The 25,225-nt window shown below is 70.9% G+C and carries 20 protein-coding genes; 7 read left to right on the top strand and 13 right to left on the bottom strand.

The window, feature by feature from the left end; genetic code table 11:
* Positions 1-23: 23 nt before the first annotated feature.
* Together JGU66_08325 and JGU66_08320 are read right to left on the bottom strand one after the other, a co-directional pair.
* Positions 24-320, bottom strand: a complete 297-nt coding sequence (locus JGU66_08325; GenBank protein ID MBJ6760768.1) for a hypothetical protein — start codon at positions 318-320, stop codon at positions 24-26.
* Between the two features lie 194 nt (positions 321-514).
* The gene (locus JGU66_08320) at positions 515-2,248 is read right to left on the bottom strand and encodes an alkaline phosphatase D family protein (protein ID MBJ6760767.1); all 1,734 of its coding nucleotides are present in this window, start codon (positions 2,246-2,248) and stop codon (positions 515-517) included.
* Positions 2,249-2,348: 100 nt separating this feature from the next.
* Here JGU66_08320 and JGU66_08315 point away from each other — a divergent pair, with 100 nt between their 5' ends.
* On the top strand, positions 2,349-2,744 hold the full coding sequence (locus JGU66_08315; GenBank protein MBJ6760766.1) for a VOC family protein: 396 nt from the start codon (positions 2,349-2,351) through the stop codon (positions 2,742-2,744).
* A 75-nt stretch (positions 2,745-2,819) separates the two neighbouring features.
* Here JGU66_08315 and JGU66_08310 read toward each other — a convergent pair whose 3' ends face one another.
* The 9 genes from JGU66_08310 to JGU66_08270 all read right to left on the bottom strand — a co-directional run bounded on the left by JGU66_08310 (position 2,820) and on the right by JGU66_08270 (position 13,053).
* Positions 2,820-3,248 (bottom strand): YciI family protein, encoded by a 429-nt coding sequence (locus JGU66_08310; GenBank protein ID MBJ6760765.1) that lies wholly within the window; start codon positions 3,246-3,248, stop codon positions 2,820-2,822.
* A gap of 152 nt (positions 3,249-3,400) precedes the next feature.
* Positions 3,401-4,681: an MFS transporter gene (locus JGU66_08305; GenBank protein ID MBJ6760764.1), complete on the bottom strand. Its 1,281-nt coding sequence runs from the start codon at positions 4,679-4,681 to the stop codon at positions 3,401-3,403.
* Positions 4,682-4,928: 247 nt separating this feature from the next.
* Positions 4,929-7,103: a CapA family protein gene (locus JGU66_08300; GenBank protein MBJ6760763.1), complete on the bottom strand. Its 2,175-nt coding sequence runs from the start codon at positions 7,101-7,103 to the stop codon at positions 4,929-4,931.
* A 141-nt stretch (positions 7,104-7,244) separates the two neighbouring features.
* The gene (locus JGU66_08295) at positions 7,245-7,751 is read right to left on the bottom strand and encodes a DoxX family protein (GenBank protein MBJ6760762.1); all 507 of its coding nucleotides are present in this window, start codon (positions 7,749-7,751) and stop codon (positions 7,245-7,247) included.
* A gap of 111 nt (positions 7,752-7,862) precedes the next feature.
* Positions 7,863-8,633 (bottom strand): methyltransferase, encoded by a 771-nt coding sequence (locus tag JGU66_08290; protein MBJ6760761.1) that lies wholly within the window; start codon positions 8,631-8,633, stop codon positions 7,863-7,865.
* A gap of 16 nt (positions 8,634-8,649) precedes the next feature.
* Positions 8,650-9,333 (bottom strand): nitroreductase family protein, encoded by a 684-nt coding sequence (locus JGU66_08285; GenBank protein ID MBJ6760760.1) that lies wholly within the window; start codon positions 9,331-9,333, stop codon positions 8,650-8,652.
* 78 nt (positions 9,334-9,411) lie between these two features.
* The gene (gene gshB, locus JGU66_08280; GenBank protein MBJ6760759.1) at positions 9,412-10,365 is read right to left on the bottom strand and encodes a glutathione synthase; all 954 of its coding nucleotides are present in this window, start codon (positions 10,363-10,365) and stop codon (positions 9,412-9,414) included.
* A 105-nt stretch (positions 10,366-10,470) separates the two neighbouring features.
* Positions 10,471-12,087: a serine/threonine protein kinase gene (locus JGU66_08275; GenBank protein MBJ6760758.1), complete on the bottom strand. Its 1,617-nt coding sequence runs from the start codon at positions 12,085-12,087 to the stop codon at positions 10,471-10,473.
* A 681-nt stretch (positions 12,088-12,768) separates the two neighbouring features.
* Positions 12,769-13,053, bottom strand: a complete 285-nt coding sequence (locus tag JGU66_08270) for a hypothetical protein (GenBank protein ID MBJ6760757.1) — start codon at positions 13,051-13,053, stop codon at positions 12,769-12,771.
* 184 nt (positions 13,054-13,237) lie between these two features.
* Here JGU66_08270 and JGU66_08265 point away from each other — a divergent pair, with 184 nt between their 5' ends.
* The 3 genes from JGU66_08265 to JGU66_08255 all read left to right on the top strand — a co-directional run bounded on the left by JGU66_08265 (position 13,238) and on the right by JGU66_08255 (position 18,616).
* The gene (locus JGU66_08265) at positions 13,238-15,445 is read left to right on the top strand and encodes a tenascin-X (GenBank protein MBJ6760756.1); all 2,208 of its coding nucleotides are present in this window, start codon (positions 13,238-13,240) and stop codon (positions 15,443-15,445) included.
* 115 nt (positions 15,446-15,560) lie between these two features.
* Entirely contained in the window at positions 15,561-16,580 is a 1,020-nt protein-coding gene (locus JGU66_08260; GenBank protein MBJ6760755.1) for an aldo/keto reductase, read from the top strand.
* Between the two features lie 671 nt (positions 16,581-17,251).
* A complete protein-coding gene (locus JGU66_08255) occupies positions 17,252-18,616 on the top strand; it encodes a hypothetical protein (protein ID MBJ6760754.1) in 1,365 nt (454 codons plus the stop codon).
* Here the strand turns inward: JGU66_08255 and JGU66_08250 are convergent.
* Both JGU66_08250 and JGU66_08245 read right to left on the bottom strand, forming a co-directional pair.
* Positions 18,610-19,329, bottom strand: coding sequence for a DUF2807 domain-containing protein (locus JGU66_08250; protein MBJ6760753.1), 720 nt, complete (start codon positions 19,327-19,329; stop codon positions 18,610-18,612). The genes JGU66_08255 and JGU66_08250 overlap by 7 nt on opposite strands.
* Before the next feature lie 79 nt (positions 19,330-19,408).
* Complete coding sequence (locus JGU66_08245) at positions 19,409-21,901, bottom strand: protein kinase (GenBank protein MBJ6760752.1); 2,493 nt, start codon at positions 21,899-21,901, stop codon at positions 19,409-19,411.
* 220 nt (positions 21,902-22,121) lie between these two features.
* Here JGU66_08245 and JGU66_08240 point away from each other — a divergent pair, with 220 nt between their 5' ends.
* Genes JGU66_08240 through JGU66_08230 form a run of 3 tightly spaced genes read left to right on the top strand, consistent with a single transcriptional unit; the run spans position 22,122 to position 25,216 of the window.
* Positions 22,122-22,745, top strand: coding sequence for a TetR/AcrR family transcriptional regulator (locus tag JGU66_08240; GenBank protein ID MBJ6760751.1), 624 nt, complete (start codon positions 22,122-22,124; stop codon positions 22,743-22,745).
* Between the two features lie 48 nt (positions 22,746-22,793).
* A complete protein-coding gene (locus JGU66_08235) occupies positions 22,794-24,116 on the top strand; it encodes a TolC family protein (protein MBJ6760750.1) in 1,323 nt (440 codons plus the stop codon).
* A gap of 35 nt (positions 24,117-24,151) precedes the next feature.
* Positions 24,152-25,216, top strand: a complete 1,065-nt coding sequence (locus JGU66_08230; GenBank protein MBJ6760749.1) for an efflux RND transporter periplasmic adaptor subunit — start codon at positions 24,152-24,154, stop codon at positions 25,214-25,216.
* Positions 25,217-25,225 lie beyond the last annotated feature (9 nt).

Raw genomic sequence — 25,225 nt, 5'->3', positions numbered from 1 at the left:
CGCGTCGCGCGGGCCTCGGTGCCTCAGTCCTCTTCTTCGACTTGCCGGCTCTCGACGCGCTCGCGTCCTCGGCGCTCTCGCTCCAGTTCGTCGGCTTCGTCGATGGGGCTGCGGATGTCCGGCACGTCGCCGCCTACCGGCGCGTCGCTGTCGAGGGCGAACTTCTCCTCGCGCGTCGAGCGGATGGAGTCGTCCGCGAAGAGGGGCTTGGTGTCGTCCGCTTCCAGCCCTCCCTCCACGCGGTCCTTGGCGAAGTGCGCTCGCGGGTGGCCTCCTCGGCCGCCCTTCGAGGGTTCGCTCTTCCTGCTGCCCGTGCTCATGGGTCGCTCCTCGTCGAAGGCGCGGCGAGAGGGCGCGCGCCAGTTCATGAGGAATGTCGGCAGCGCAGTCCCCCGGCACCAAGCTCCCGCCATGGGGCAGGGCGCCCGCCCGAGCGTCACCAGAGCAGGGCGTCCGCCCGAGCATCACCGGAGCAGGGCGCCCGCCCGGCGCCTCCGGATCCAAAGACAGAGCGTCAGGCACCCACGGGCAAGCGGACGGGAGCGTCTTCCCTTGCTCGGGGCGGGGAAGGGGGTTCCACCACCACCTGCGTGGTGAGGCTGCTGTGCTCCGCCTCCCAGCGGATCCACAGCTTGGGCCGAGGCGGATCCAGCCGCGACGTCTCCACGCGCAGCGACAACCAGTTGCGCTCCCGCAAGTAGGTGCCCGCGCCCACCGGCAACATCTCCGTGCGCAGGAAGCCGGGCAGGTCCTCCGCGCCATCACGCCCCATCGCGAGCATGCCGGCGAACTCCAGCGCGCTCGGCGGCGGGTGGACGATGGCCGAGGACGTCACCTGGTCGATGATGGCCTCGCCTCGCTCGTCGCGCAGGTGGTCCGGGTTGACCGAGCGAAGGATGGCCCGCGCGCCCACGTGCACGTCGCCCGACACCACCGTCACCGCGCAGCAGGACTCCTTCGCCAACGTGAACAGGTCCATGATGAGCCGAGAGCGCTCGCCTCGGTGCACGAGGGACTCCCACTGGTCCAGCATGTCGTCGCGCAGGTGTATCGCGCCCGCCAGCCGCTCCATGCCCGGCCCGAAGCGCAGATGCACCAGCGGCACCGAGGACACCACCAGCACGTGCCGAGCCTTGCGCGCGCACTCGGGACGCTCTCTGTGCGCGCAGCGCCACGCGTCGAGCGCGCGCCACTGCGCATCGCTCATCACGCCGTGCTCGACCTTCTTGTTCGCCCGCGTGTGGCTGGTGCGCCCGCTGCGCAGGTCCAGCATCACCACGTCCAGGTCGCAGTCTGGCGTGGAGAACGAGGCCGTGTGCAGGTAGTGCCGCGGGACGGGCGCATCACCCGGCAGTCGCTGCTCCCGCGCGTCCGCCTTCAGTCCACCGAGCTGGAAGGCCTCGTAGGTGATGGCCGCCGCGCCATACACGGCGCGGAACCAGGGCGTCTCCTGAAGGTCCTCGTGCGAACCCCAGCCGTCGAAGATGTCGTGGTCATCCCAGGTGAAGAGGCCGGGCACTCGCGCCAGCATGGGCGCGATGCCGTGCTCACCGCCCCAGCGCTCGCGGTACAGCCGCACGTAGGCCGCGAGCATCTGGTCCGCGAAGCCCTCCTCCAGCGGCAGGGTGAGCTTCGCCCGCTTCGACTGCTTGCGGAACCGCGCCAGCGACGCGACGGTCTCCCAGAGTGAGTCCGCGTAGAGCTGGTCTCCTCCGCCCACGAGGAGTTGGAAGCCCGCTTCGCTCGGGTCTTCGTGTTGGCGGCGCATCTCCTCCCAGAGGGCGAAGGGCTCGGACAGCGCGTTCCAGGCCCGCGTGTCGCTGGCGCCGTTGCAGGAGAAGAACGCCAGTCGCGGCAGCGCGCCCTTCGCGGGCACCACCACGTCCGACACGTCGACCGTGATGGCGTCGCGGGGATTCGCGGGGGACTCGAAGGCGAGGGCTCGGCCGGGCGCGTCGGGGGACTCGAAGCGATAGCGGACGCGCTGGTGCGTGTCCCGGCGCGACAGCACCACCTCCCAGCGCCACACCACGCCGCGGGTGTCCTCGGGCAGCGCGGAGAAGTCCGCCGCGGGCATCGCGTCCTGGGTGGAGAACAGCTCCGCGCCCGCGGAGTCCAGGATGGACAAGCGCAGGGGAGGGGGCCGAGAGACATCCACCGTGTCGAGGAAGAGCTGGACGCAGAAGCCCCAGGTGTCCGCGTGCGTGCGCTCCTTGGCGTACAGCACCGGGCCGAGCAACAGCTTCATGTGGTTCCCCCCGTCGTGAAGAGCCACGAGCGTGTCACGCCCCCCACCACGCGTCGAGCGAAGCGCGCGGCCCGCGCGGCCCTCTGCTACGACGGGCCGCATGATCGACCATCTGAGCTTCTATGCCACGGACTATCCCGCCACGAAGGCCTTCTACGCCGCGACGCTCGCGGCGCTGGGCCATGGGCTGGTGATGGAGATGACCTCCACGTGGGACCCGGACTACCCCACGCGGCGCATGTGCGCGTTCGGGCCTCCGGGCAAGCCCATCCTGTGGATCATGGAGACGAAGACCGCCGTCACGCCTCGCCACACGGCGTTCTCGGCGCAGGACCGCGCCGCGGTGGAGGCATTCCATCGCGCGGGACTCCAGGCCGGTGGCAAGGACAACGGCGCGGCCGGTCCGCGACCGCACTACCACCCGGACTACTTCGGCGCGTTCGTCATCGACCCCGATGGCAACAACGTCGAGGCCGTCTGCCGCGGCCCAGCTTGAGCCTCACTCCAGGGACGGCACCTTCACGCATCGCGTGGGCGCCGTCCCCAAGTTGTCCACAAGTCCGGCGCGCCCTCATCCGCGCCACGAATCGATGATGACCTGGAGCTTCTCGGCGTTGGCCTTCAGCTCGGGCGTCAGTTCCGGACCAAAGTCCTCCGGGTCGAACAGCGGGCGCAGCTCGACCTCGGCCTCTCCCTGCATCGGGTGGGGCATGCGCTTCACCCACTCAACGGCCTCGTCCATCGAGCCCACCCGCCAGATCCAGAAGCCCGCGACGAGGTCCTTCGCGCCGGCGAAGGGCCCGTCGGTGACGGTGCGCTGGTCCCCCGAGAACCGCACCCTTCGGCCCTTCGCGCTGGGGTGAAGCCCCTCGCCGGAGAGCATGACCCCGGCCTTCACCAGCTCCTCGTTGAACTGCCCCATCTGGGTCAGCAGCTCCTGGCTCGGGAGCTTGCCGGCCTCGGAGTGGGAGTCCGCCTTGATGAGCACCATGACGCGCATGTTCGTTCCACCTCGGGAGGGCTCAGGGCTCCGTTCATCGGGCCCCGCGAGCCTTCTCCCTGGCGTCGAACCACGCGGGCGGAAATCGACATGCGTGATTTTCGCGCCGCCGGGAGATGGCGGAATCGGGTGGAACCGCGCCCCTCCCGACGTCAGTGCGAGCCGTCGGAGAAGGGCTGCACCGCCACGGCGGACGAGGGGTTCGCCTCGTTCTCGAAGCTGTGCGGCCGGAGCAGGCGCGCGGTGAGCACCAGCGCGAAGAACATGAAGGCACAGGCCACCGTGACGAGTCGCAGACCCAGCACGTCGGCCAGCTCGCCTTGCAGCCACACGCCCAGCGAGTACCCCACGCCGAGCACCATGCTGTAGAGGCTGTTCATCCGCGCCTGGAGGTCACGCGGCACGCGGTTCTGGCATGAGGCGCTCAGCCCGCTCATCAGCGTCAGGTAGTTGGCGCCGAGCAGGAAGATGCAGCCCGCGGCCAGAGGCAGTGAAGGCGTCAGCCAGTAGGCGACCGCGAGCACGCCGATGGAGAGCGCCGCGAAGCCTCGCAGGCGGCGCTGCCCCAGGACTTCCGACAGCGTGCCCACCACGAGCGCGGCCGCCACGGCTCCCGCGCCCTGGCAGCTCACCAGCAGCGAGGTGGCCGCCGCGCCCTGGCCCAGCTCGCGGATGGCGAACACGGGCACCAAGCCGATGAACGGCGCCACCAGCGCCGCGACGAGCGCCGTGCCCAGGAGCACCAGCGAGATGTCCTTGTCCTCGCGGGCCACGGAGATGCCTCGCACGATGCCGGCCCACAGCTCCTCGCGTGCGGCCTTCGCCTCGCGCGGCGGCGGCGTCACGCGGGACAGCGCGACGATGACCGCGAAGAAGGAGAGCGTGTTGGCCAGCAGCGCCCACGGAGGACCGCCCGAGGCCAGCACCAGCGCGGCCAGCGTGGGCCCCATGATGCGGCCCAGGTTGAACTGAGCGGAGTTGAGGCTGGTGGCCAGGTGCAGCTCGTGCGGCGGCACCAGCTCCGCGAGCAGCGCGGAGAACGCGGGGTTGGTCAGCGTGCTGACGCTGCCGTTGAGGAACGAGATGACGCCGATGGCCCCGAGGCTGAGCTGATTGCGGAACGCCAGCAGCGTGAGCACCCCCGCCAGCAGCGCCTGGAGCACGGCTCCCACCGCGGCATAGGTGCGGCGGTCGAAGCGATCCGCGAGCGCGCCGCCCAACGGGGCCAGCACCACCGCGGGGAGGAAGGACAGCGCGACGACGGCGCCGGTCCAGCCCGCCTTGCCCGTGGTCTCGGTGACGTAGACGCCCATCGCCACCGTCTCCATCCACGTGCCGACGTTGGAGACCAGGGCGCCCAACCACACCGCGAAGAATCCCGGATGGTCGAAGGGACGAAGCGAAGCGAGTCGAGGGAGTCGGAGCGCGGGCACGGCGTCTGTCTTTCTAGCGCATGACCCAGACGCGCGCTCGGCCCCATTTTTTTGTATGATTTGGGCAGCAATGAGGGCGCGGTTTGTCTGGGATTCACGCGTGTTTTCAGTCACGCGGAATTCGCAGGGAGAGACGCGCGAGCCCACGCGTTCTTGAGTCACACACGCCGTGCGTTCCGGGTGGGTGTGACTGACTCGACAGCCTCCGCGCGCGGGGGTGTGAGACTGTCGGAAAGTCGCGTGTGTGTTACGGCATGCTGCCCACGGCGGGGAGCGACGTGGTGCGCGGGGACAGCGTGCCGTCCTCGGCCACCTGGGCGCCCGTTTCTGGGAAATCCTCGCGGGTGAGCTGGCGCACCTGCTTGATGACGCCTCCGGCGGGGTCCGGCATCGTGATGCCCTCGCCCACCTGCTTCGTGGGGAGGATGCGGCCGGTGGTGAAGTGGCCCTCGCGGTCCAGCTCCACCTCCAGCACCATGCCCAGGCCCTGGGGGCCCTTCAGGTTGAAGCGGCCGTAGGTGGCGAAGTTCCCCATCGAGTAGGCGATGAGTCGCCCCTGGTAGAACTCCATCGCGCGCGCGACGTGGGGCCCGTGGCCGATGACGAGGTGCGCGCCGGCGTCCACCACCGCGTGCGTGAAGACGCGCAGGTTGCCTCGGTCCTCGCCGAAGAACAGCTCTCGGCCGGCGGGGACGTGGAGGGCCTTGCCGCCCTCGGCGCCTCCGTGGAACGACACGACGACGATGTCATGCGTCGCGGCCACGGAGCGCACCAACGCCGTGGCGGTGGGCAGGTCGTTGAGGAAGTTGCACGAGGCCGACGTGTGGAAGGCCACCAACCCGATGCGCAGGCCATTGCGGTCCATCGTGGCCACCGAGCCCGGCGGGCCGCTCCACGCGATGCCGTGGGCATCGAGCGTGGCCTCGGTCTCGCGGCGGCACGACTCACCGAAGTCACCCGAGTGGTTGTTCGCCGTGCCCGCCACGTCCACTCCCGCCTCCTGGAGGAACTGACCGAAGGACGTGGGGGAGCGGAACGCGTAGCAGTGCTTGGGCGAGCGGCACTTGGTGGTGATGCCGTTGTCGCACAGCGGTCCCTCCAGGTTCACGAAGGTGAGGTCCGCATCCTCCAGCAGCGAGCGCACGTTGGCGATGACGCTGCCGCCGCCCTCGGGTGGGAGGTTGCCCTCCGGCACGGTGGTGCCGAGCATCACGTCTCCGGTGGCACGGATGCGCACCTTCGCGCCCAGCGGGGGCGGGGGGCGAGGCGTGCCGTCCGTCCACTGGGCCAGACGGGCCTGGAGCGCGGCCTGGCCCCGAGCCTGGGTGAGCGCGGCCTCCAGCTCCGGCTGCTGCGGGTTCAGGCGCTGCACCTGCGTCCACTGTTCGAGCGCATCCGCCCAGCGGTTTTCCAGCGAGTAGGCCCAGCCCAGCTCCCAGCGGCAGTCCGCGCGCGAGGGCGAGGCCGCCACGCAGGAGGACAGCTCGCCGATGGCGGTGCGCGTGTCCTTCGCCTGGAGGGCGGTCAGGCCGCGTGTGTAGCGCGCCTGCACTTCACTCTCGGGGACCTGTATGGCCACCGCGGCGGCGCGAAGGGCCGCGATGCCCGCTTCGGCCGCGATGCGGCCCACGTCCTCGGCTGACAACGTGCTCGGAGCGATGGTCGGGGACGCAGCCGGCATCCCGTTCGGAGTGTCGGGTGGGGATGCCGTCGGAGATGTTTCCGACTTCGCGCTGGTCGCGGAGATTGGAGACGCGGACATCGATCCGCTCGGAGCGGCGGCAGGAGGCGCGGTCAGCGGTGATGCGCTCGATGCCGCAGTCGGAGGCGCGGCCGACGCCGACGTGCTTGGCGCAGAGGTCGGGGGTGCAGTGTTCGGGGACACAGCCGTCATCCCGTTCGATGCGGTCGTCGGATCCGTCACTCCGTTCGGAGCGGCAGTCGGGGACGTCGCCGAAGGCGACGCGCTCAGCGCGGAGGATGATCCGTTTTCGTCAGCGGTTGAGGACGTCGTTGGTGTCGACTCGCTCGTGGCGGTGGACACTGTCACCACGCCTGCGCCTCCGGGCGCGGCGGCGCGGGAGTCTGCATCCTGTGCGGGTGCCTTGGACGCGCGGGCCTCACCTGCCGTCCCCCCATGCGCGGACACCTTCGAGCGCGCGGCAGTCGCGGCGCGCTGCTTCGACTTCGTGCTCCGCCGGGCCGACACGCTTCGCGCAGAGCCCGTCTCCGCCGCCGCGATGACCGAGGCAGCTCCCGCCCTGTGGGCCTCGAAGCGGACGTCGTCCGATGCGGCGCTCACCGACGCGGCGCCCACCTCGGCCACGAGGGCCGCGGGAGAGCGATTCGCTGTGGAGAAGTTGTTGGGGGAAACGGGCTCGCGAGCAGCGAGGAGCAACAGCAGAAGCGCGGACGAAGCCATGGAGCACGCATCTTACGGGCAGCGCTCGCCAGAGGGGGTGCTTCCCACAGGCTCGGCCCATCCCCGACCGGACAGGCGCGTGATGGCTCTGCTCAGTCTCCCCGTGCCCGCTCCCACTCGGGCACGGGGGACGGCTGGGGCTCAGCCCAGGGCTTCGAGCAGCCGAGACCCACGCCGCTGACGAGGCAGCAAGCGCAAGCGCCTCCGCTCGCGACGCCGCATCCCTCGCTCCAGCGCGCCACTCAGGGACAACGGCCCGGGTCCTCGCAGCAGCGTCGCGAGCGAGATGGCGATGAGCGCGAGGTTGAACTCGTAGCCGCCCTTCGTCACGTCGAACCCATTCTTCCGGTGCACCTTCGCGATGGCCACCGCCTGCGTGGCAATCACTCCCAAGGCGGTGAAGCGCGTGGCGAAGCCGAGGATCGCGCTCACTCCTGACACCAGCTCCGTCACCCCCGTGGCAATCACCCACGGCCGAGCGGGCCGGATGCCGAGCTGCTCGAAGAAGCCCGCGCTCTGGGCCTGGCCTTCCTTGTTCAGCTTCGCCAGCCCGTGATTGATCATCGTCGCCCCGAGCGACAGACGCGGGGGCAACAGGGCCGCGGCCTTCAGCAGCGACGGTCGCCCCTCCAGCATCGCCTGGTTCATGGCGTCTCCTCCTGCGGATTCCGGGTGAAGGTGCCCCTTACGTTGCACCCGAGCAGCCACCCCGGCACCCCACGGCGACGAGCAGGCGCACGAGGGACCGGCCCCGTGCCCTCACTGCTCCGCCAGCGGCACATCCATCAGCGCGGCCACCTCGGGCGCATAGCCTCCGGGCCCTTCGCCGTGAACGATGAGCGGCGCGCGCACCACGAGCCCTCGGTCCTTGTCCCGCACCGCGTGCACCAAGAAGCGCGTGGCCGGCTCCTCCACGCGCGCGTGCACGAACCGCAGCGCCCGAGGAAACAGCCGCGCCCGCATCAGCAGCTCCAGCACCTCGGCCGCACGGGCCGCCGGATACACGAGGCTCACCCCGCCACCGGGCATGAGCGCGTGCCGAGCCGCCGCCACCACCGCGGGCGCATCACAGGACTGCTCGGACTTGGAGATGGCGCGCTCGTCATCCGGGCTGCGCACGCCCGCCTCCGCCTTGCGAAAGGGCGGGTTGGACACCACGTGCCCATAGGTGCCGGAGGCCATCAACGTCCGCGCCTCGCGCAAATCCCCGAGCAGGGGATTCACCCGGCCCTCGCAGCCATTGAGCGTCACCGCGCGCAGCATCCGCGCGTGCACCGCGGGCTGCAGCTCCAGCGCGTCCACGCGCTCCAACCCGAACTGCTTCACGAGCAGGAACGACACCACGCCGCTGCCCGCGCCCAGCTCCAGCACCGCGCCGCGCGTGCCCGCGCCCTCCGTGGCCGCGAAGTGCGCCAGCAGCACCGCGTCCAGCGTGAAGCGGTAGCCGCCGCGCCGCTGCAACACGCGCACCCCCGACGTGCCGATGGAATCGAGGGTCTCGTCCGGCCCGGTGACGTCCCACACGCTCATGCCCCAGCAACACCCTTCACTTGCGCACCAGCACCCCATCCAGCGGCTTCTTGCCGATGTCCGGCACCAGCGCGCCCGCGGCGGGATAACCCACGGGGAGCACCGCGAAGGCGCGCTCGTTCTCCGGCCGCCCGAGCAGCTCGCGCAGGAACCCCATGGGCGAGGGCGTGTGCGTGAGCGTCGCGATGCCCGCCTGCGTGAGCGCGGCGATGAGGAACCCCACCGCGATGCCCACCGACTCCTGCACGTAGTAGTGCTTCACCTTCTTCACGGTGCCGTCCGGCAGGGACTGCACGCCGTAGATCTGCTCGAACACCACCAGGATGGCCGGCGCGTCCGTGAAGTGAGGCTTCGTCCAATCCGTGCCGAGCGGCGCGAGCGCCTCCAGCCACTCCTGGCTCATGCGGTTCGTATAGGACTCGCGCTCCTCGGCCTCGGCCGCCTCGCGCAGCTTCTGCTTGAGCTCGGGGTCCCTCACCACCACGAACGTCCAGGGCTGCTGGTTGGCACCACTGGGCGCGCTGGCAGCGCAGCCGATGGCATCCTCCAGCACGCCGTCCGGAATGGGCTCGGAGGAGAAGTGGCGCACGGATCGGCGCTTCGCCATGGACTCGCGGAAGTCCTTCGCGCGGGCGCGCGACTCCTCCGGGGTGGGCTGATTCCAGACGAGGGGCACGAACGGATACGTCTTCACGCGCATGGAGAACTCCGCAGTGAGGGCGACGGCCATCCATCTGACCCGGAGCCACAAGTCCTGGGAAGCCCCATGCCGCGCGCTTCAGCGCGCACCGCGCATCCGCTCGGCCACGTCCAGCACGCGGCCCTCGATGGACACGCCGTCCAGATGGTCGGCCTCCACCAGTCCGGTGGGGCTCGTGACGTTTATCTCGGTGAGGTAGTCCCCGAGCACGTCGATGCCCACCAGCGTCAGGCCCTTCTCTCGAAGCGAGGGCTTCAGCCGCTCACAAATGAACAGGTCGCGCGCCGTCAGCTCCGCCTTCACCGGCGTGCCGCCCGCGGCCATGTTCCCGCGGTGGTCCTGCTCGGACGGCACGCGCATCACCGCGCCCGCGGGCTCGCCATCCACCAGGAGGATGCGTTTGTCGCCCAGTCGACTCTCGGGGACGTAGGCCTGCGCGACAATGGGCTCGCGGCCCCCGCGCGTGAGCAGCTCCACCGCCGAGCGCGCGTTCCGGTCCCCCGGCGCGAGGAAGAGGATGCCCTTGCCACCGAAGCCGTCGATGGGCTTGAGGATGGTGCCCCGCGCGTTGCTCGCGATGAAGTCCAGCAGCACCGGCAGCTCGCCCGAGATGCGCGTGTCCGGCATCAGGTCCGGGAAGCGCAGCGCGAAGAGCTTCTCGTTCGCGTCGCGGATGCCGCGCGGGTCGTTGATGAAGAGGGGCGCGCTGTCTCCGCACAGCTCCACGAGCTGCGTGGCGTGCAGGTAGTCCGCGTCCACCGGCGGATCCTTGCGCAGGAACAGCACGTCCAGGCGCGACAGCGGCACCACGCGCTCATCCAGCACGTCGAAGTGGTGGCCTGGCTCGCGGCGCACCTGGACGTGGCGCATGCGGGCCTCGGCGCACGTGCCGTTGAAGCGCAGCCAGCCCTGTTCGAAGTACAGGACCTGGTGCCCTCGACGCTGCGCCTCCAGCATCAACGCGAAGGTCGAGTCGTGGTCCACCCGCACCGTTTCGAGCGGGTCCATCAGGAAGCCGAGAGTCAGCGCCATCGCGATCGAAGGGGTCCGGGGGTTGGTGCCCGAAGATAGCGGAGGCGTGGGGCCCCCGCTCCTCATTCGATTCACGGAGCGCTTCACAGCGCGCCCTCGAGCGACTCACCCCTCGGGGATGTTCTGGAGTGCCAGCTTGAACACCGCGGGCTTGCCCACCTGGACGGGGACCGTGAGGGTCCGCTCCTTCTTGTCCGGACCCACGATGCGCAGCACGTGCGTGCCCACCGGGATGGGGACGTTGAACAGCGGCGTGCGGCCGAGCTTCTTCTTGCCTCGGTACACGTCCGCCTCGGGCAGCACCACGAGCGTCAGCTTGCCCTCCGCGCGCCGGGCGTTGCGGGCCTCCTCCGGCGTCTCCTCGGGCTCCTTGGTGGTGTCCTTGCTGGGCGGCGGCTCCACCTTCGTCGCCTTCACCACGCCCGCGTCGGGCATCAGGGACCCGGGCTCCCGGAACACCGCGAGCCGCGGGTTGCCGCCGTTCGCCGGGACGGGCACGGCGAGCGGGTCCTGGGGCTGCTCCGGCGTCGCCGAGGCGTCCAGCGCCTTGAGGAACAGGAAGACGCCGTAGCCGCTGCCGCCCAGGAGGGCGAGCACCAGGAACGTCCAGATCCAGCTCGAGCCGGACTTCTGCTTCTTCTGCCGGGGCGGAATCGGGACCGGGTCCTGCCGCACGGGGTCGGTGTCCGCCGCGCGCGCGGCCGCGGCCTCCGCCTTCTTCCGCTCCTCGATGACGCGCAGCGCGTCCTTGCGCTCCGGCAGGTAGGGGCCTTCGTCCTTCTGGAGGGCCCGGCGCGCGGACTCCAGCACGAGGTCGCTGGTGCTGGCGTCCACGCTCTCCAGGAGCGCGCGCGTGGCCGCGAGGCGCTCGGCGAACAAGTCCCTCATCAGCGCCGCGCGCTGGTCCGCGTCCATCAGCTGCTTGCCCGCGGCCTTCTCGATGGCGCGCGCCATGTCCCGGCCGTTCGGGTAGCGCCGCGACACGCCGCGCTCCAGCGCCTTCATGATGGCCCGGGACACGTCCTCGGACACGTGCGGCACCAGCACCGAGGGCCACGGAATGGTGTCCTCGAGGATCTTCACCATCTCGTCGCGCTCGGTGCGGCCGGCGAACAGCCGCGCGCCCGTGACGAGTTCGTGCAGCACCACGCCCACGGAGAACAGGTCGCTGCGGCCGTCGAGTGACTCGCCGCGCACCTGCTCCGGGGACATGTAGCCCGTGGTGCCCTTCACGGTGCCGACGTGCGTGCGCTCCAAGCTGCCCTTGGCCTTGGCGATGCCAAAGTCGAGCAGCTTCACCACGCCGTCGTACGTCACCATGATGTTCTTCTGCGCCACGTCCCGGTGGATGACGGGGCTGGGCTCGCCGCCGGGCGTGGTGAACGCGTGGGCGTAGTGCAGCGCCAGGCACACGTCGCGGGCCACGGACAGCGTGAAGCCCAGCGGCACTTGCTGGCGCTTGCGCAGGCACGCGCTCGTCACCTGGTTGAGGTTCTGTCCGGCGATGAACTCCATGGCCAGGTAGAGGCCGTCATCCTCCTCTCCCAGGTCGAACACCTGCGCGATGTTGGGGTGGTTGAAGGCCGCCGTGATGCGCGCCTCATCCAAGAACATGCGCTTGAACTGCGCGTTCTCTCGCGCGTCCGGAAGGATGCGCTTGATGACCACGTACTTGCGGAAGCCACCCGGGCCCGACGTGTAGCCGAGGAACAGCTCCGCCATACCGCCGACGGACAACTGGGTCAGGACCTCGTACTTCCCGATGCGCTCTCCCCGATGGAAGTCGATGGGGAAACCCTCCAGCGCCCGTGGCGCCCGAAACGGTGCGCGACGATAACAGGCCTGTAGGGCGCGGACGTCCCGTGAATCTGGAGCGATTTCGCCCGCTCGCTCCACATCCCCCACAGAAGCCTGTGGATCACCTGTGGATAGCGGGGGGAGGGGTGTGGAGAAATGGGGACCCAAGGCCTGGCTTGTGGATGCCCGTGGGAAAGCGCCAAGTTGCCCACATGTAGCAGATCTCGAATTCCTGAAGCGTTTCGGGAGCTTGCTGACTTGTCCCCAACTCCGCGCCGCCTATCTCTTCCACCACTTGATCAACACTCTCAATACCTTCTGGAAGAACATCATGGGCTCGGCACCTGGCTGTGGAATGCGCTTCCCACGGGACAGAGGAACCGACCCGCATCAGGCACCCCCACCCGCGTGAGCAGCCTCCAGGGCCGCCAAGGCAGCCAGGAGCGACGAAAGCCACCTCACCCGGCCCAGCCTGCGTCCTGCTCCCTCGCGAACGCGAGGCGGGCCGGCACGGCCACCGGATGCCGAAAAGGGGTTCCGCCCCCCGCCTCCGGGAAACAGGTCCACTCCGAGTGCGACCGCACCGAGGTGGGCGAGGCCGGGGTGTCAGGGCTGGAGTCGGGCACGGACGAGGCCGGTGAGCCGCCAGCGGGCACGTTCGCGGTCCGCCGTGACGAAGGCCCGATGCCCCGCGACCTCCAGCGTCATCGATTCCAGGTCCGTGGGCGGGCCGTCGCGCCGGGCCTCCCGCGAGGCGAGGCCCACCAGCGCGGCGAGCAGGGAGCGGCGGACCTCCGCGGGCAGGGCCTCCAGGGCGTCCTGGAGCGCGCGCGGGATGAGGACCGAGAAGGCAGGTGCCGGAGCGAATGGGAGGGATGCGACGAGGCCCATGCCGCCCGGGCACTGCCAGAAGCATACCCTCGACATTTGAATCCGCCCTGGGGCCTTGGAACGCACAAGCCGACCGAATGGGAAGGACGGAACCCACCGCGGGAAGCGGGATGCCTCAAGATGGGCCCCTCGCGTCCCATGAGTCCCAGGGCTATACGCGACCGAGCAGGGGAGGGAGGCCGTCATGTCTCACGGGACGAACGCAGGGAAGGCAGCGCGCGCGGGCCTGCTCCTCACCTTGGGCCTGGTGCTGGTGACGGCGTGCCGAGAGACGCCGCCGCTGACGAACGCCTCGGCCCGGCTGCGGCTGTCGCAGGAGCGCGTCACCTTCTCCCCTTCGTACCCGCGGCTGGCTCGCGAGGTGGAGGTCCGCGTGGAGAACGCCGGCCGCGCCTCGCTGGACATCACCTGGTCAACGCTGGAGGCGCCCTTCTCCGCGGAGGGACTGCCCGCGCGGCTGGCCCCGGGGGATGCGCCCGTGACGCTGCGCTTCCTCCCCGAAGGCGAGGGCCGCTTCACCGCCACGCTCACGGGAACGGCGCCGGGGGGCGGCACGGTGACGCTGGTCCTCGAGGGCGAGTCGCGGCCCGTGCCCACCTGCCCCGTGTCCACGGCCTGCCACCTGGCCCACTTCGACGTGGCGAGCGAGCTGTGCGTCGAGGACCTGTTGCCGGACGGCACCGCGTGCGACCCGGGCAACGCGTGCCTCGCCCAGGCCACCTGCCAGCAGGGCCGGTGCAAGGGCATCGAGCGCGTGTGCGACGACGGGAACGCGTGCACCACGGACCTCTGTCATCCGCTGGATGGATGCACGGCGGTGCCCGCGCCGCCGTGCCCCGGGGATGGCCTGTGTCAGGTGGGCGCGTGCGACCCCAAGCTCGGCTGCGGTCTCGCGCCGGCGCCGGACGGCACCTTCTGTGGGAGCGCGCGCGGCTGTGATGCCGCGGACGTGTGCATCGAGGGCGCGTGCCTGCGGCGCGACCTGCCGGATGGCTTCACGTGCGCGCCGGCCAGCCCCTGCCAGGGCGCGGGCCACTGCCGCGGTCCCGTCTGCGAGCGCCCGCCCGCGCTGGCCCTGAAGCCGGACTGGACCTACGACGCGAACATCACCGGCGAGGACCTGCACGACGTGCTCGTCGGACCCGAGGGCGACTTCACGCTGGTGGGCTTCTTCGCGTTCCCCATCATGGACGCGGCGGGAACGCAGCCGGTGCTGGGGAGCCGAGCGGGCCGCCGCTGCATGCTGTGGAACGACCGGCTGCTGTGCATGGACCTGCCGGCCTCCGGGCAGGTGTCGCTCTTGGACCGGAGCTTCGGGCTGCCGCGGTGGACGTTCGACCTGTCGACGAACCGGCCGGACTTCGCGGCGCTGGCCTCCACCCTGTTCATGGCGCGGCTGGCGGTGATCCAGCCGGATCGCCTGGCGGCGCTCTTCGAGGCCTATCCCGAGGGGCAGGACCGCAACTCGCTGTGCCGCCGCTACTTCCTCATCGTGCTGGATGCCCTGGGGCACATGGTGTCCGCGCAGCGGCTGGAGGATCCGCTGCTGTCGGAGTGCAACCACCCGCATCCCTTCGGCGTGGTCTCGGACGCGGTGGGCGACCTGTACATCGCGTTCTCCCAGACGCTGAACCAGGGCGCGCCGCTCCAGCCGGGGGCGCCCACGCTGCTGATGGCCTTCTCCCAGGACGGGGTGCCGCGCTGGCGCAAGACGGAGGCCTTCACCGCGGGCGAGCTGGCGGTGGTCAACGGCATGCTCCTCAACGAGCGCGGCACGCAGGTGCTGCGCACCCAGGACGGCGCGGCGGTGGATGTCGCGTCCTTCCCCTCGGGGCTGGGGCGGCCGGTGGCGACCTCCGAGGTGCTGGTGAGCCTGCCCGCGCCGACGGCGCAGACGAACGGCGCGTCCGGCTGGGCCTTGGAGGGGCATCGGCTGGCGGGGCTGGGCCCGACGTGGCGCTACACCGCGCCCGCCAACGTGAGCTTCATCTCGCGCGAGCTGCGGCTGGCGACCTGGCCCGAGCAGGTGGGCGCGCCGCCCGAGACGCTGGCGCTGGGGTTTGCCCACCAGGACTCGGGCACGCCGGCGCTGCTGGGCGTGCGGACGCGCGATGGCAGCGAGGCCTTCCGGTGCGCGCTCGCGTCGCCGCCGCTGGCGCGCGGAGGCTCGGAGATCCTCATGGAGCTGGGGCCGGACCAACTGGTGCTGCTCGATGGGACGACCACGTGCGGGGACTGCGATCCGCCGTTCGCCTACAGCCGCGCGCGCTTCCAGCGCTTCACGATGCCGGGCATCCGCCCCGCCTCCGAGCCGTGGCCGGGGACCTTCGGAGGGCCGGGGCACAGCCACCACGAGAACCCCGTCCAGGCCCGTTCCCAAGGCGTCCGGTGAGGTGACCCGCGGAGCGGAACCGCGCGGGTCGGAGGCGCGGTCCATCATGCGATTCCGCCGCCCGGACGTTAGATGGGCGGCCTCACATCGCAGGATTTCCAAGGGTGATTCCCACATGAACTACCGTCAGCTCGGCCGCACTGGCCTGTACGTTTCGGAGCTGTGCTTCGGGGCCATGACGTTCGGCGGCGAGGGCTACTGGCAGGCCATTGGCCAGCAGGGCCAGGACGAGGCGAACAAGCTCGTGGGCAAGTGCCTGGACGCGGGCGTCAACTTCTTCGACACCGCGGATATCTATTCGTTCGGCGCCTCGGAGACGATCCTCGGCAAGGCGCTGGGCGCGAAGCGCTCGCAGGTGGTGCTGGCCACCAAGGTGCGCGGCCGGATGAGCCCGGGCGTCAACGACATTGGCCTGTCGCGCGGGCACATCATGGACTCGGTGCACAACAGCCTGAAGCGGCTGGGCACCGACTACATCGACCTGTACCAAATCCATGGGTACGACGCCGTCACGCCGCTGGACGAGACGCTGCGCGCGCTGGACGACCTGGTCCGTCAGGGCAAGGTGCGCTACCTGGGCGCGTCCAACCTGGCCGCGTGGCAGCTCATGAAGGCGCTGGGCATCAGCGAGTCGCGGCACCTGTCCCGCTTCGAGTCGCTCCAGGCCTACTACTCCATCGCCGGCCGCGACCTGGAGCGTGAGCTGGTGCCGCTGATGAACGACCAGCGCCTGGGCCTCATGGTGTGGAGCCCGCTGGCCGGCGGCTTCCTCTCCGGCAAGTACCGCCGTGGCGCCCAGGGCCCCGAGGGCGCCCGCCGCGTCACCTTCGACTTCCCGCCCATCAACCGCGAGCGCGCCTACGACGTCATCGACGTGATGGATGGCGTCGCGAAGGAGCACCAGACCTCCGTGGCCCGCGTCGCCCTGGCGTGGCTGCTGCACCAGCCGCACGTCACCACCGTCATCATGGGCGCGAAGACGGAGGCCCAGCTCGACGACAACCTGGCGGCCACCACGCTCAAGCTGTCCGCCGAGCAGCTCGCGAAGCTGGATGCCGTCTCCAAGCTCACCCCCGAGTACCCGGCCTGGATGCTGGAGCGGCAGGGCGCGGACCGCGTCCCCGCGTCGAAGTAACGGATTCCGTCGGTCTCACCCGGGAAGATCGCCCGCGCTGGGCGTCCTGGGGAACGCCACGACGTCGTCTTCGTCCGGGTGCATGAGAGCCAGTCCCGCTCATGCTTCCCGGGAGAGGCTGGGAGGGGGAGTCACACCCGGGTGTGGCTTCCCCTCCTGGAATGTCCTCGAGGCGCAAGCCCGGCCGAAGAGGACGCCCGCTCGGATGCCATCCGACCTGTTACGTCATGCGTCGGAGGGGCCCTGGGTCAGGTGGGCCTCACGGTGTGGGGAAATCCAGGACCGACCTGTCACGAAGGGCAAAAGCCCGCACGAGACATTTGTCCTCTGGCTCCGTCTCGATATTCTCCGCCCCGCGAAGCGTTCGCTCAGGTGAACGTGTTCCACGGTGCCCACGTGCAGGTCGCTCGGAGATGCCCCCGCGCCTCCGGCTCTCACGTGGAAGGAGTGCGGCAGTCGCCCGGATGACCTTGGAGGTCCGGTGTGCGGCGGCTCCGTTGCAACGTGGGGGGCCCGCTCGGGTCCCGGGGGACTAGCGACCCGGGGCCCGAGTGTCCTCGTCCTCCCACGATGTGTTGCCCACATGTATGGATTCAGCCGAGGCCCGGAGCGTGAAGCCCTGTCGTGAAGGCTTGACGCTCCCGGGCCCGGGACGGTGCCATGGCCCGCCCATGTCCGCGCCCCTGCTCGTCACCGCCGCGTTGGGAGTCCTCCTGGCGGCGGCTCCTCCCACTGGCAGTCCCCAGGTGCCCTGCGCGCCCGATTCCTCCGCGTGGCGCAAGGCTCGGGAGGCGCTCACCGCGTACTCGAACCGGCTGGACGCGCTGCCCGAGGACGGGGACACGCGGGCCGCGCGCTTGGAGATGAAGTCGCTCGTGCGCCTCGGCTGCTTCGCGCTGGCCCGTGAGGAGCGAGCGGGAGAATGGCCGCTGGAGTGGGACGCGCCGGCGGCGGGCGTGAGCACCGGCTCGCGAAGTGCCAAGGCGGCACGTGAGGTGTCCGCGCTCGCGCTGAGGACCTGGTGGCGCGACGGTGGGCGCGCGTGGCTGGAGTCCTATCTGGAGCTGGGGCGGCCGGGTCCTCACACGGCGGTGATTCCGCCGGAGCTGCGCGAGCCGGTGCTCACGCCCGAGCGGGCTTCGGGGCATCCCCTGGCGGCGCTGCTGTGCCCCGCGCGAAGCGGCGACTGCGGCACGCAGACCGAGGTCTGGCGCGCACGTGCCGAGGAGGCCTTCGTTCGCGAGCGGAAGCAGGAACGGGAGCGCTCCGGGGACACCGCGACGGAGGAGTCGCCGGAGCCTGGAGTCCCGCGGAGCGTGGCGGACTGCGAGGGCCTGGCGCGCGCGAAGCCAGCCGCGCTGCGCTACATGGCCTGGCGCTACTGCCTGACGGACTTCGGGGACTTGAGGCCGCAACGCGACGTGCTGCCCCTGGGGAACCTGCGCACGCCCACCGGGGGCTGGCTGGTCCTCCAGGGACGCGCCGACGAATCAGGCCGGGGGCGGATGGAGGTGCTCCACCTGGGCACCGGCGCCACGTACCTCGTGCGAGCCGCGAAGGAACCTTCGGGGCAAGCGACGGTGGTGGCGGGGCGGACGGAGGTGGAGCGGCTGCGCGAGCTGACCTGGATGCTCGTGCTGTCCCACGAGGTGCGCGCGGACGTGCACGCGGACGTGTGGCGCGTGCCCATCCCCGCGGACTTCGCCGTGACGTGGTGGAAGGACGGGGGCTGGGAGCGCACGGGGAGGATGAGCGGGGTCGTGGGCGGCGCCACGGACCAGACGCGGGTGGCGTGGCGCTGGTTCGTCCCCGGCGTGGCGAGTCCCTACTCCGGAACGCTGGTGTACTCGCTGCCCTCCGCGGTGGGAGAGGTTCACGCGCGAAACCTGCTGCTGGCGGCGGACTCGACCTTCCATGAAGGGTGCCCTGCCGTGCTGCCTCCGGACCCGAGCGTGCTCGGCGCGGGCGCGGAGGTGCTTCACACCTGGCGCCCACCTCCGGACTGTTCTCCGGAGGTGAGCCGAAACGCTCAGTAGGTCATGCGCGAGCCGCCGCTCGTCTCGAACTTCGAGTGATCCGGCCGCGCCGTGAGCGACAGCGTGCTTCCGCCCGAGGCCTCGCCCTTGACGTGCTTGGGCGCGTCCGCCTCCACGCTCGAGCCGCCGCTGATCTCCGCCTCCAGCCGGGAGATGCCGCGGACCTCACGGGCGTGCACCTCCGAGCCGCCGCTGGCCTCGGCGTCCATCTCCGTGGCGCGGCCGCGCACCGTCATGTTGGAGCCGCCGCTGGCCTCGGCCTTGAGCTCGTCGGTGTCCACGCCGCGCACGTCGACCTCCGAGCCACCCGTGGCCTCCACGGTGAACTCACTGGAGGAGGTGGCCTCGGCGGTGATGCTGCTGCCGCCGTTGGCCTCGAGGCTCGTCACCTTGGGGCTGCTGATGTAGAGGCGCACCTTGCCGCGCATTCCGGAGGAGAAGAAGTGGCCGTTGCGCTCCGCGCGCGCCTCCAGGATGCCGTCCTTCACCTCGAGGAGGACGCGGGACACGGCCTCCGGGTCCCCCTCGATGCGCACGGACTTGGGGCCCACCTTCACCTCGGCCTTCATCCCGCTGTTGATGGCCACGCCTCGGAAGTCGGACACCTCGCGGGTGTCGCCTCGGGAGGAGCTGTCGGGCTTGGCCCGGTCCTCCGCATGGGCACAGGCGCAGGCGAGCAAGGCGGCGACGAGGGAAGCGCGGGCGGTGAGCATGGGGACCCCTGGGTAGGAAGGAGGGCGACGGCCCTGGAATGCCTTGTCTACGGAGGTCGCGCCAGCCGATTGCGCCCGTCTATTGGGTCTCGAGCATGCCCAGGGGGACGCGCACCGCGGTGGTGTCCCCCGACTTGATTTCCACCGCCAGCTTGAGCGGCCGGCCCGCGCCGTTCACCAGCTTCAGGCTGTGCTTCCCGGCGGGCAGGGACAGCTTGAACAGCGGCGTCTCTCCCAGCGAGCGACCGCCCAGGTACACCGTGGCGGAGGGCTCGGTGACGAGCGTCAGGAAGCCGGGGGGCGCGTCCGGGTCCGCGACGGGCTCCGAGTCCCGGGCCTTCGCTCGGCGGACCGGAATCCTAGGCTTCTTCGCGGTCCGCGACTCCGCCTCCGCGACGGGCTCCACGGGCACTGCCTCCGCGACGGGCTCCACGGGCGCTGCGCCAGCAACGGGCTCCGAAGGGGGCGGCTCGGCGGGAGCGGACTCGGGAGTGGGCGCTTCCGCCGCATTGCCCTGGGTGGGCGTGGCCGCGGTGGCCACCACGGCCACCACGGTAGCTGAGTCGGGAACCGGCGCGTCCGGAGGCGTGGGGTGGGCGGCCGAGTCCTCGGGAGGAGGGGGCTTGGCGGCGCGCGCGGTCTTCGGTGCCACCTGGGAAGTCGGGGGTGCGCCCGCCTCGGGAGAGGCCGCGGCGTCTCCGTCCCCACTCATCCGCAGGGCCACGCCTCCGAGCACCAGGAGGGCTACGACCACGCCCCCCACGACGAGCCAGGGGAAGCGCCGAGGCGGGGGAGGACGGGGGACCGGGATGCGTGCGTGCGTGTGGTTGCTGCGAGGGTTGTTCGCGCCCGAGGGGGAGGCCTGCGCGGGCTCTTCTCCCGCGTAGCGGGACGGAGGGCGCATGGGCTCGGTGACGCGTCCGTTGCCAGGCTCGGGCGCCACTTCCACGGACATCGTGGGCCGGCGCTTGGGCGCGGGCCGGCGCACGCCCGACGGCGACTCGGGAGGCAGCTCACCCGGAGGCGACGAGGGCAGCCGCACCACGGCGGTGTGGTCGTTGCGTGGCTCGGGAGGCGCGGCCACGCGCACGGAGTCCGAGGTGGGGGCGCGCGCGGCGCGAGGCGGCGGGGGAGGCTCGGAAGCGGAGACCGAGCTGACCTCGCGAGTCGGCGCGCGGGGACGCGGCGCGAGCACCGTCTCACCCTCTCGATGGGCCGGGGCTCCCGCGCCGTTGCCCTGTGTCCGAGGATGCGGCTCGGAGTTCAGGGCAGGGGTGTTGGGCTGCGTGCGAGCCAGCGACTCCGGAGTCGGCTGAGGCGGGGCGGCGGGCTCCGCGGGCGGTGCCGGGGGACGCACGCGCTTGCCCGGCGGGGACAGCACGGGCTGGTGCGCCGCCGCGTCCACGCTGGGGGTCTGCAGGGACGGCCGGCGAGGCGCGGGCGGGCGAGAAGGAGGGGCGGACTTCGTCGCGGCGGCGGGAGGGCGAGGCGTGGGGGGGCGCCCGGAGGCGCTGCCCGGCTCCGGGCTCTCCACGTTGCCCTGGGTGAGCCGCTGCACCACGCTCGTTTCTCCACCTTCGGCGGGCGTGCCGCTGGCGAGGAGCTGGCGGGTCTGCTCACGCCGGTCCGCGAACAGCCGCCGCATCAGCTCGCTGCTCTGCTCCGGGTGCCAGATGAGCGGGCCCACCGCGCGCTCCAGGGCGCGGGCGAACTCGAGCGTGGTGGCGTAGCGGTCCTCCCGGCGCTTGGACAGGGCCTTGAGGACGATGGCGTCCAGCTCCGGCGGCACGGCGCGGTTGATGCGCGAGGGGGCGGTCACCTCGCAGCGCAGCACCGCGTTGAGCATGGCGTCCGCCTGCTTCGCGTAGAACAGCCGCATGCCGGTGAGGCACTCGTGCAGCACCACGCCCAGGCTGAACAGGTCGCTGCGCGCATCGAGCGGCTCGCCCAACACTTGCTCGGGGGACATGTAGCCGCTGGTGCCCTTCACCATGCCCACCGCGGTGCGGCTGGCGCTCGCCAGGCTCTTGGCGATGCCGAAGTCGAGCAGCTTGGTGACGCCCTCGTACGTCACCATGATGTTCTTCTCGGCGATGTCCCGGTGGATGACGGGCGAGGGGTGACCCAGCGGGTCCGTGAAGGTGTGCGCGTAGTGCAGCGCCACCGCCGTGTCTCGCACCGCCATGAGGCTGAACCCCATGGGGATGGACTCGTTCACGCCGCGCACCGCGCGGGCCACCTCCACCAGCGTGGCGCCCGGCACGAACTCCATGGCGAGGAACAGCTCCCCCTCCGCCACGTCCAGGTCATAGACCTGCGCGATGTGCGGCTGGTTGAAGGCGCCGGTGACCTTCGCCTCGTCCAGGAACATCCGGACGAACTCCTCCTCGCCGCGGATGTCCGGGAGGATCTGCTTGAGCACCACCAGCTTGCGGAAGCCGCCCAGACCTCGCAGGGACGCGAGGAAAATCTCCGCCATCCCGCCCGTGGACAGGCGGCAGAGCACCTCATACTTGCCCAACTGCCGGCCCTGGAATCCCTCCAGCGCGAGCGGCAACGTCGTCCCAGCCATCGGAACCCGAGAATCTACACCGGCATCCGGATGGACGCGAAAGACCAGCCACCCACGGTTATTTACGGAAGTTCATTTCTTGCTCGGAAATCCTTCCTGACTTCCCGGGTGAGCATGAAGCCAGGATTAAGAAATATTTGGGCGGGGGTCGCGCTCTTGTGCCCTCGCAAGCGAAGGGCTATCACTTTGCGCGGAAATTGAGTCCCCACTCAGGAATGACATGGCGCGTCCACCCTCCATCCGTGACGAAGACATCCTCGGGGCCGCCCGTGAGGTCTTCCTCGCGCAGGGGGTGAGGGCCACCACGGCCGCGGTGGCCGAGCGGGCGCGGGTGTCCGAGGGCATCATCTTCCGCCGCTTCAAGACCAAGGAGGGCCTGTTCCGCGCCGCGCTCCAGCTGGAGCTGGAGGAGCCGCTGGAGGTGGTGGAGCTGCCGTCGCGCGTGGGCCAGGGCACGGTGGCGGACAACCTCCACGACGCCTGCGTGGCCCTCATCGGCTTCCTGAAGGTGCGGGTGCCCTACATGATGATGGCCTGGTCCAACCCCGGGCCGAGCGGCCTCCCGGTGGCCATCGAGCGGGGCGAGCACCCCGGCACCAAGGTCTCCCAGGCCGTCACCGACTACATCCGAGGCGAGGTGGAGCGCGGACGCGTGCGCCCCATGGACCCCGCCCTCTTCGCCCACGCCCTCATCGGCGGGGTGATGAACTACGTGATGGGTCAGATTCTCCGCCTCCCGAGCGCCGAGGCCCGTACGCGCAGCGCCCCCGTCTTCGTCCGCCAGTTCATCGACCTGCTGATGCATGGAGCCCACCCCCCGGGCTCCCAAGCCCCTCCAGGCTGAGTGCCTCCCTTCCCAGTTCCCTTCACGCATCCTCTCCTCGCCGAGTTAATGAGTATGAACTCAATTATCAGGGCGTTCGCGCTCGCGACGCTGTCCTTGTCTGGGAGTGCCTTCGCGCTCCAGCCGCTGGATGCCTTCGTGCGGGCCGCGCACGAGGGCAGTCCGGACAACCTGGAGGCTCGGGCCACCCTGGCGCAGCAGCAGGCGCAGGCGGACGCGGTGCTGGGCGGCGCGCTGCCGGGGCTGTCCGCGCGCGGCACCTACACGCGCAACCAGTACGCCACGGAGCTGGACCTCAAGATGGACCCCAACGCGCCGCCGGTCCACGCGGTGATAACGCCGCTGAACCAGCTGGACGCCGCCATCACGTTGAACGTCCCGCTGGTGGACCTGGCCCGCTTCCAGCGCATCGGGGCGGCTCGCACCGGCGCCACGGCGGCCGAGCACCAGACGCGCGCCACCTTCCTCCAGGTGGAGGCCAACGTGACGCAGGGGTACTACCAGCTGGTCGCCAACGGCGCGCTGGTGGATGCCTCGCGGCGCGCGCTGGACGTGTCGCGCGAGAGCCTGCGGCTGACGGAGGCCCGCTTCGGCGCGGGCACGGCCGCCGCGCTGGACGTGGACCGGGCGAAGGCGGAGGTGGAGCGGCAGGTGCAGCAGCTCGCCTCGGCGGAGCTGGCGCTGACGCTGTCGGCGCGCACGCTCCAGTCGCTGACGGGCCTGACGCCGGAGCTGGAGAACCTGGCCTCGGCCGCCGTGCAGGATGACCTGCACACGGAGCCATCGCTGGAGACCTTCGTCCCGCAGGACGCCGAGCTGCCCCTGCTGGCCGCGTCGCTGTCCCTCACCGAGGCCGCCGAGAAGCAGGCGCGGGCCCAGCGGCTCACGCTCTTGCCCACGCTGTCCGGCAGCGTCACCGAGCGCTTCACCAACGCGGCGGGCTTCTCCGGGCACGGCGCTCAGTACCAGGCGCTCCTCAACCTGAACTGGGCGCTGGACTACACGACCTTCGCCAACATCCGCGTGCAGGACGCGGCCGCCTCGGTGGCCAAGGCGCGCGAGGAGCGCACCCGCCGCGCCACGCATGACGCCATCCACCGCGCGTGGAGCCAGGTGAACGCGAACATCGCCAAGAGCCGCTCGGCCCGCGCGCAGGTCCAGGCGAGCAACCACGCCTCGGAGCTGGCGCTGGACCGCTACCAGGTGGGTGCCACCACGCAGCTCGATTTGCTCCAGGCCCAGCGCGACGCCTTCAGCGCCGAGGTGTCCCGCATCCAGGCCGACGCGGAGCTCGCCAACGCCCGCCTGCAGCTTCGTCTGGCCGCCGGCCAGGACCCCTTCTCCACCCACCCTTCTCCCAGCGGCTCCTGAAGCCCTCTCCGAAGCCTCTCTTCGAAAGGAATCCCATGAACGCCCCCGTCTCCCGGGTCTGCGTGCTCGCCGTGCTGTCCCTCACCGCCTGCTCGCGTCAGCAGGCCGAGCCGCCCGCCGCGCCGCCGCCGCCCGCCATCCACGTGGACACCCTCACCGTGGAGTCCCGTCCCATGCCGCGCGCGCTCGCGCTCACCGGCTCGCTCGTGTCCAACCAGCAGTCGGACGTGGCCGCCAACGCCACCGGGCTCGTCATCAAGACGTTCGTCGAGCGCGGCGCCTTCGTGAAGGCCGGCACGCCGCTCGTGCAGCTCGACACGCGCGGGGCCGTGCTGTCCCAGGCCGAGGCGCGCGCCAACCTGGGCAACGTCACGGCCCAGCAGGAGCTGGCCCAGGCGCAGTGCGACCGCTACCAGAAGCTGCTCGACAAGGGCGCCATCAGCCGCGACGAGTGGGACCGCATCTCCACCCAGTGCAAGGCGGCCACCGGCAGCGCGGATGCGGCGCGCGCTCGGGCGGACCTGGCCCAGAAGACGCTCAATGACTCCATCGTCCGCGCGCCCTTCGCCGGCATGGTGGGCGAGCGCTTCGTGAGCGTGGGCGAGTACGTGCAGCCCAACACCAAGGTCGCCAGCGTGGTGGAGCTGGAGCCCCTGCGCCTGCAGCTCACCGTGGGCGAGGCGGACCTGGGCCAGCTCCAGGACGGCCAGCAGGTGGCCTTCGACGTGGTGGCCTTCCCCGGGCAGAGCTTCACCGGGACGGTGAAGTACATCGGCCCGTCCGTGCGCGCCAACACGCGCGACCTGGTGGTGGAGGCGGTGGTGCCCAACACGGACCACAAGCTGCGGCCGGGCATGTTCGCCACCGCGCACCTGCAGCTCACCGACCAGCCGCTGCCCACCGTGCCGCGCTCGTCGCTCGTCACCGAGGGCACCACGCACCGGCTCTTCACGGTGGTGGACGGGCACATCGAGGAGAGAGTGGTGCAGACCGGGCCGGAGCGCGACGGCATGGTGGCGGTGCTCGACGGTCTGAAGAACGGCGAGCACGTGGTCAATCAACCCGGAGCCCAGGTGAAGGACGGCACGCCGGTCAACTGACCGCGCGCC

Source organism: Myxococcaceae bacterium JPH2 (genome assembly GCA_016458225.1).
GTDB lineage: Bacteria > Myxococcota > Myxococcia > Myxococcales > Myxococcaceae > Citreicoccus.
Note: the sequence above shows the minus strand (reverse complement) of the source record. Positions and strands in the feature narration are given on the sequence as shown.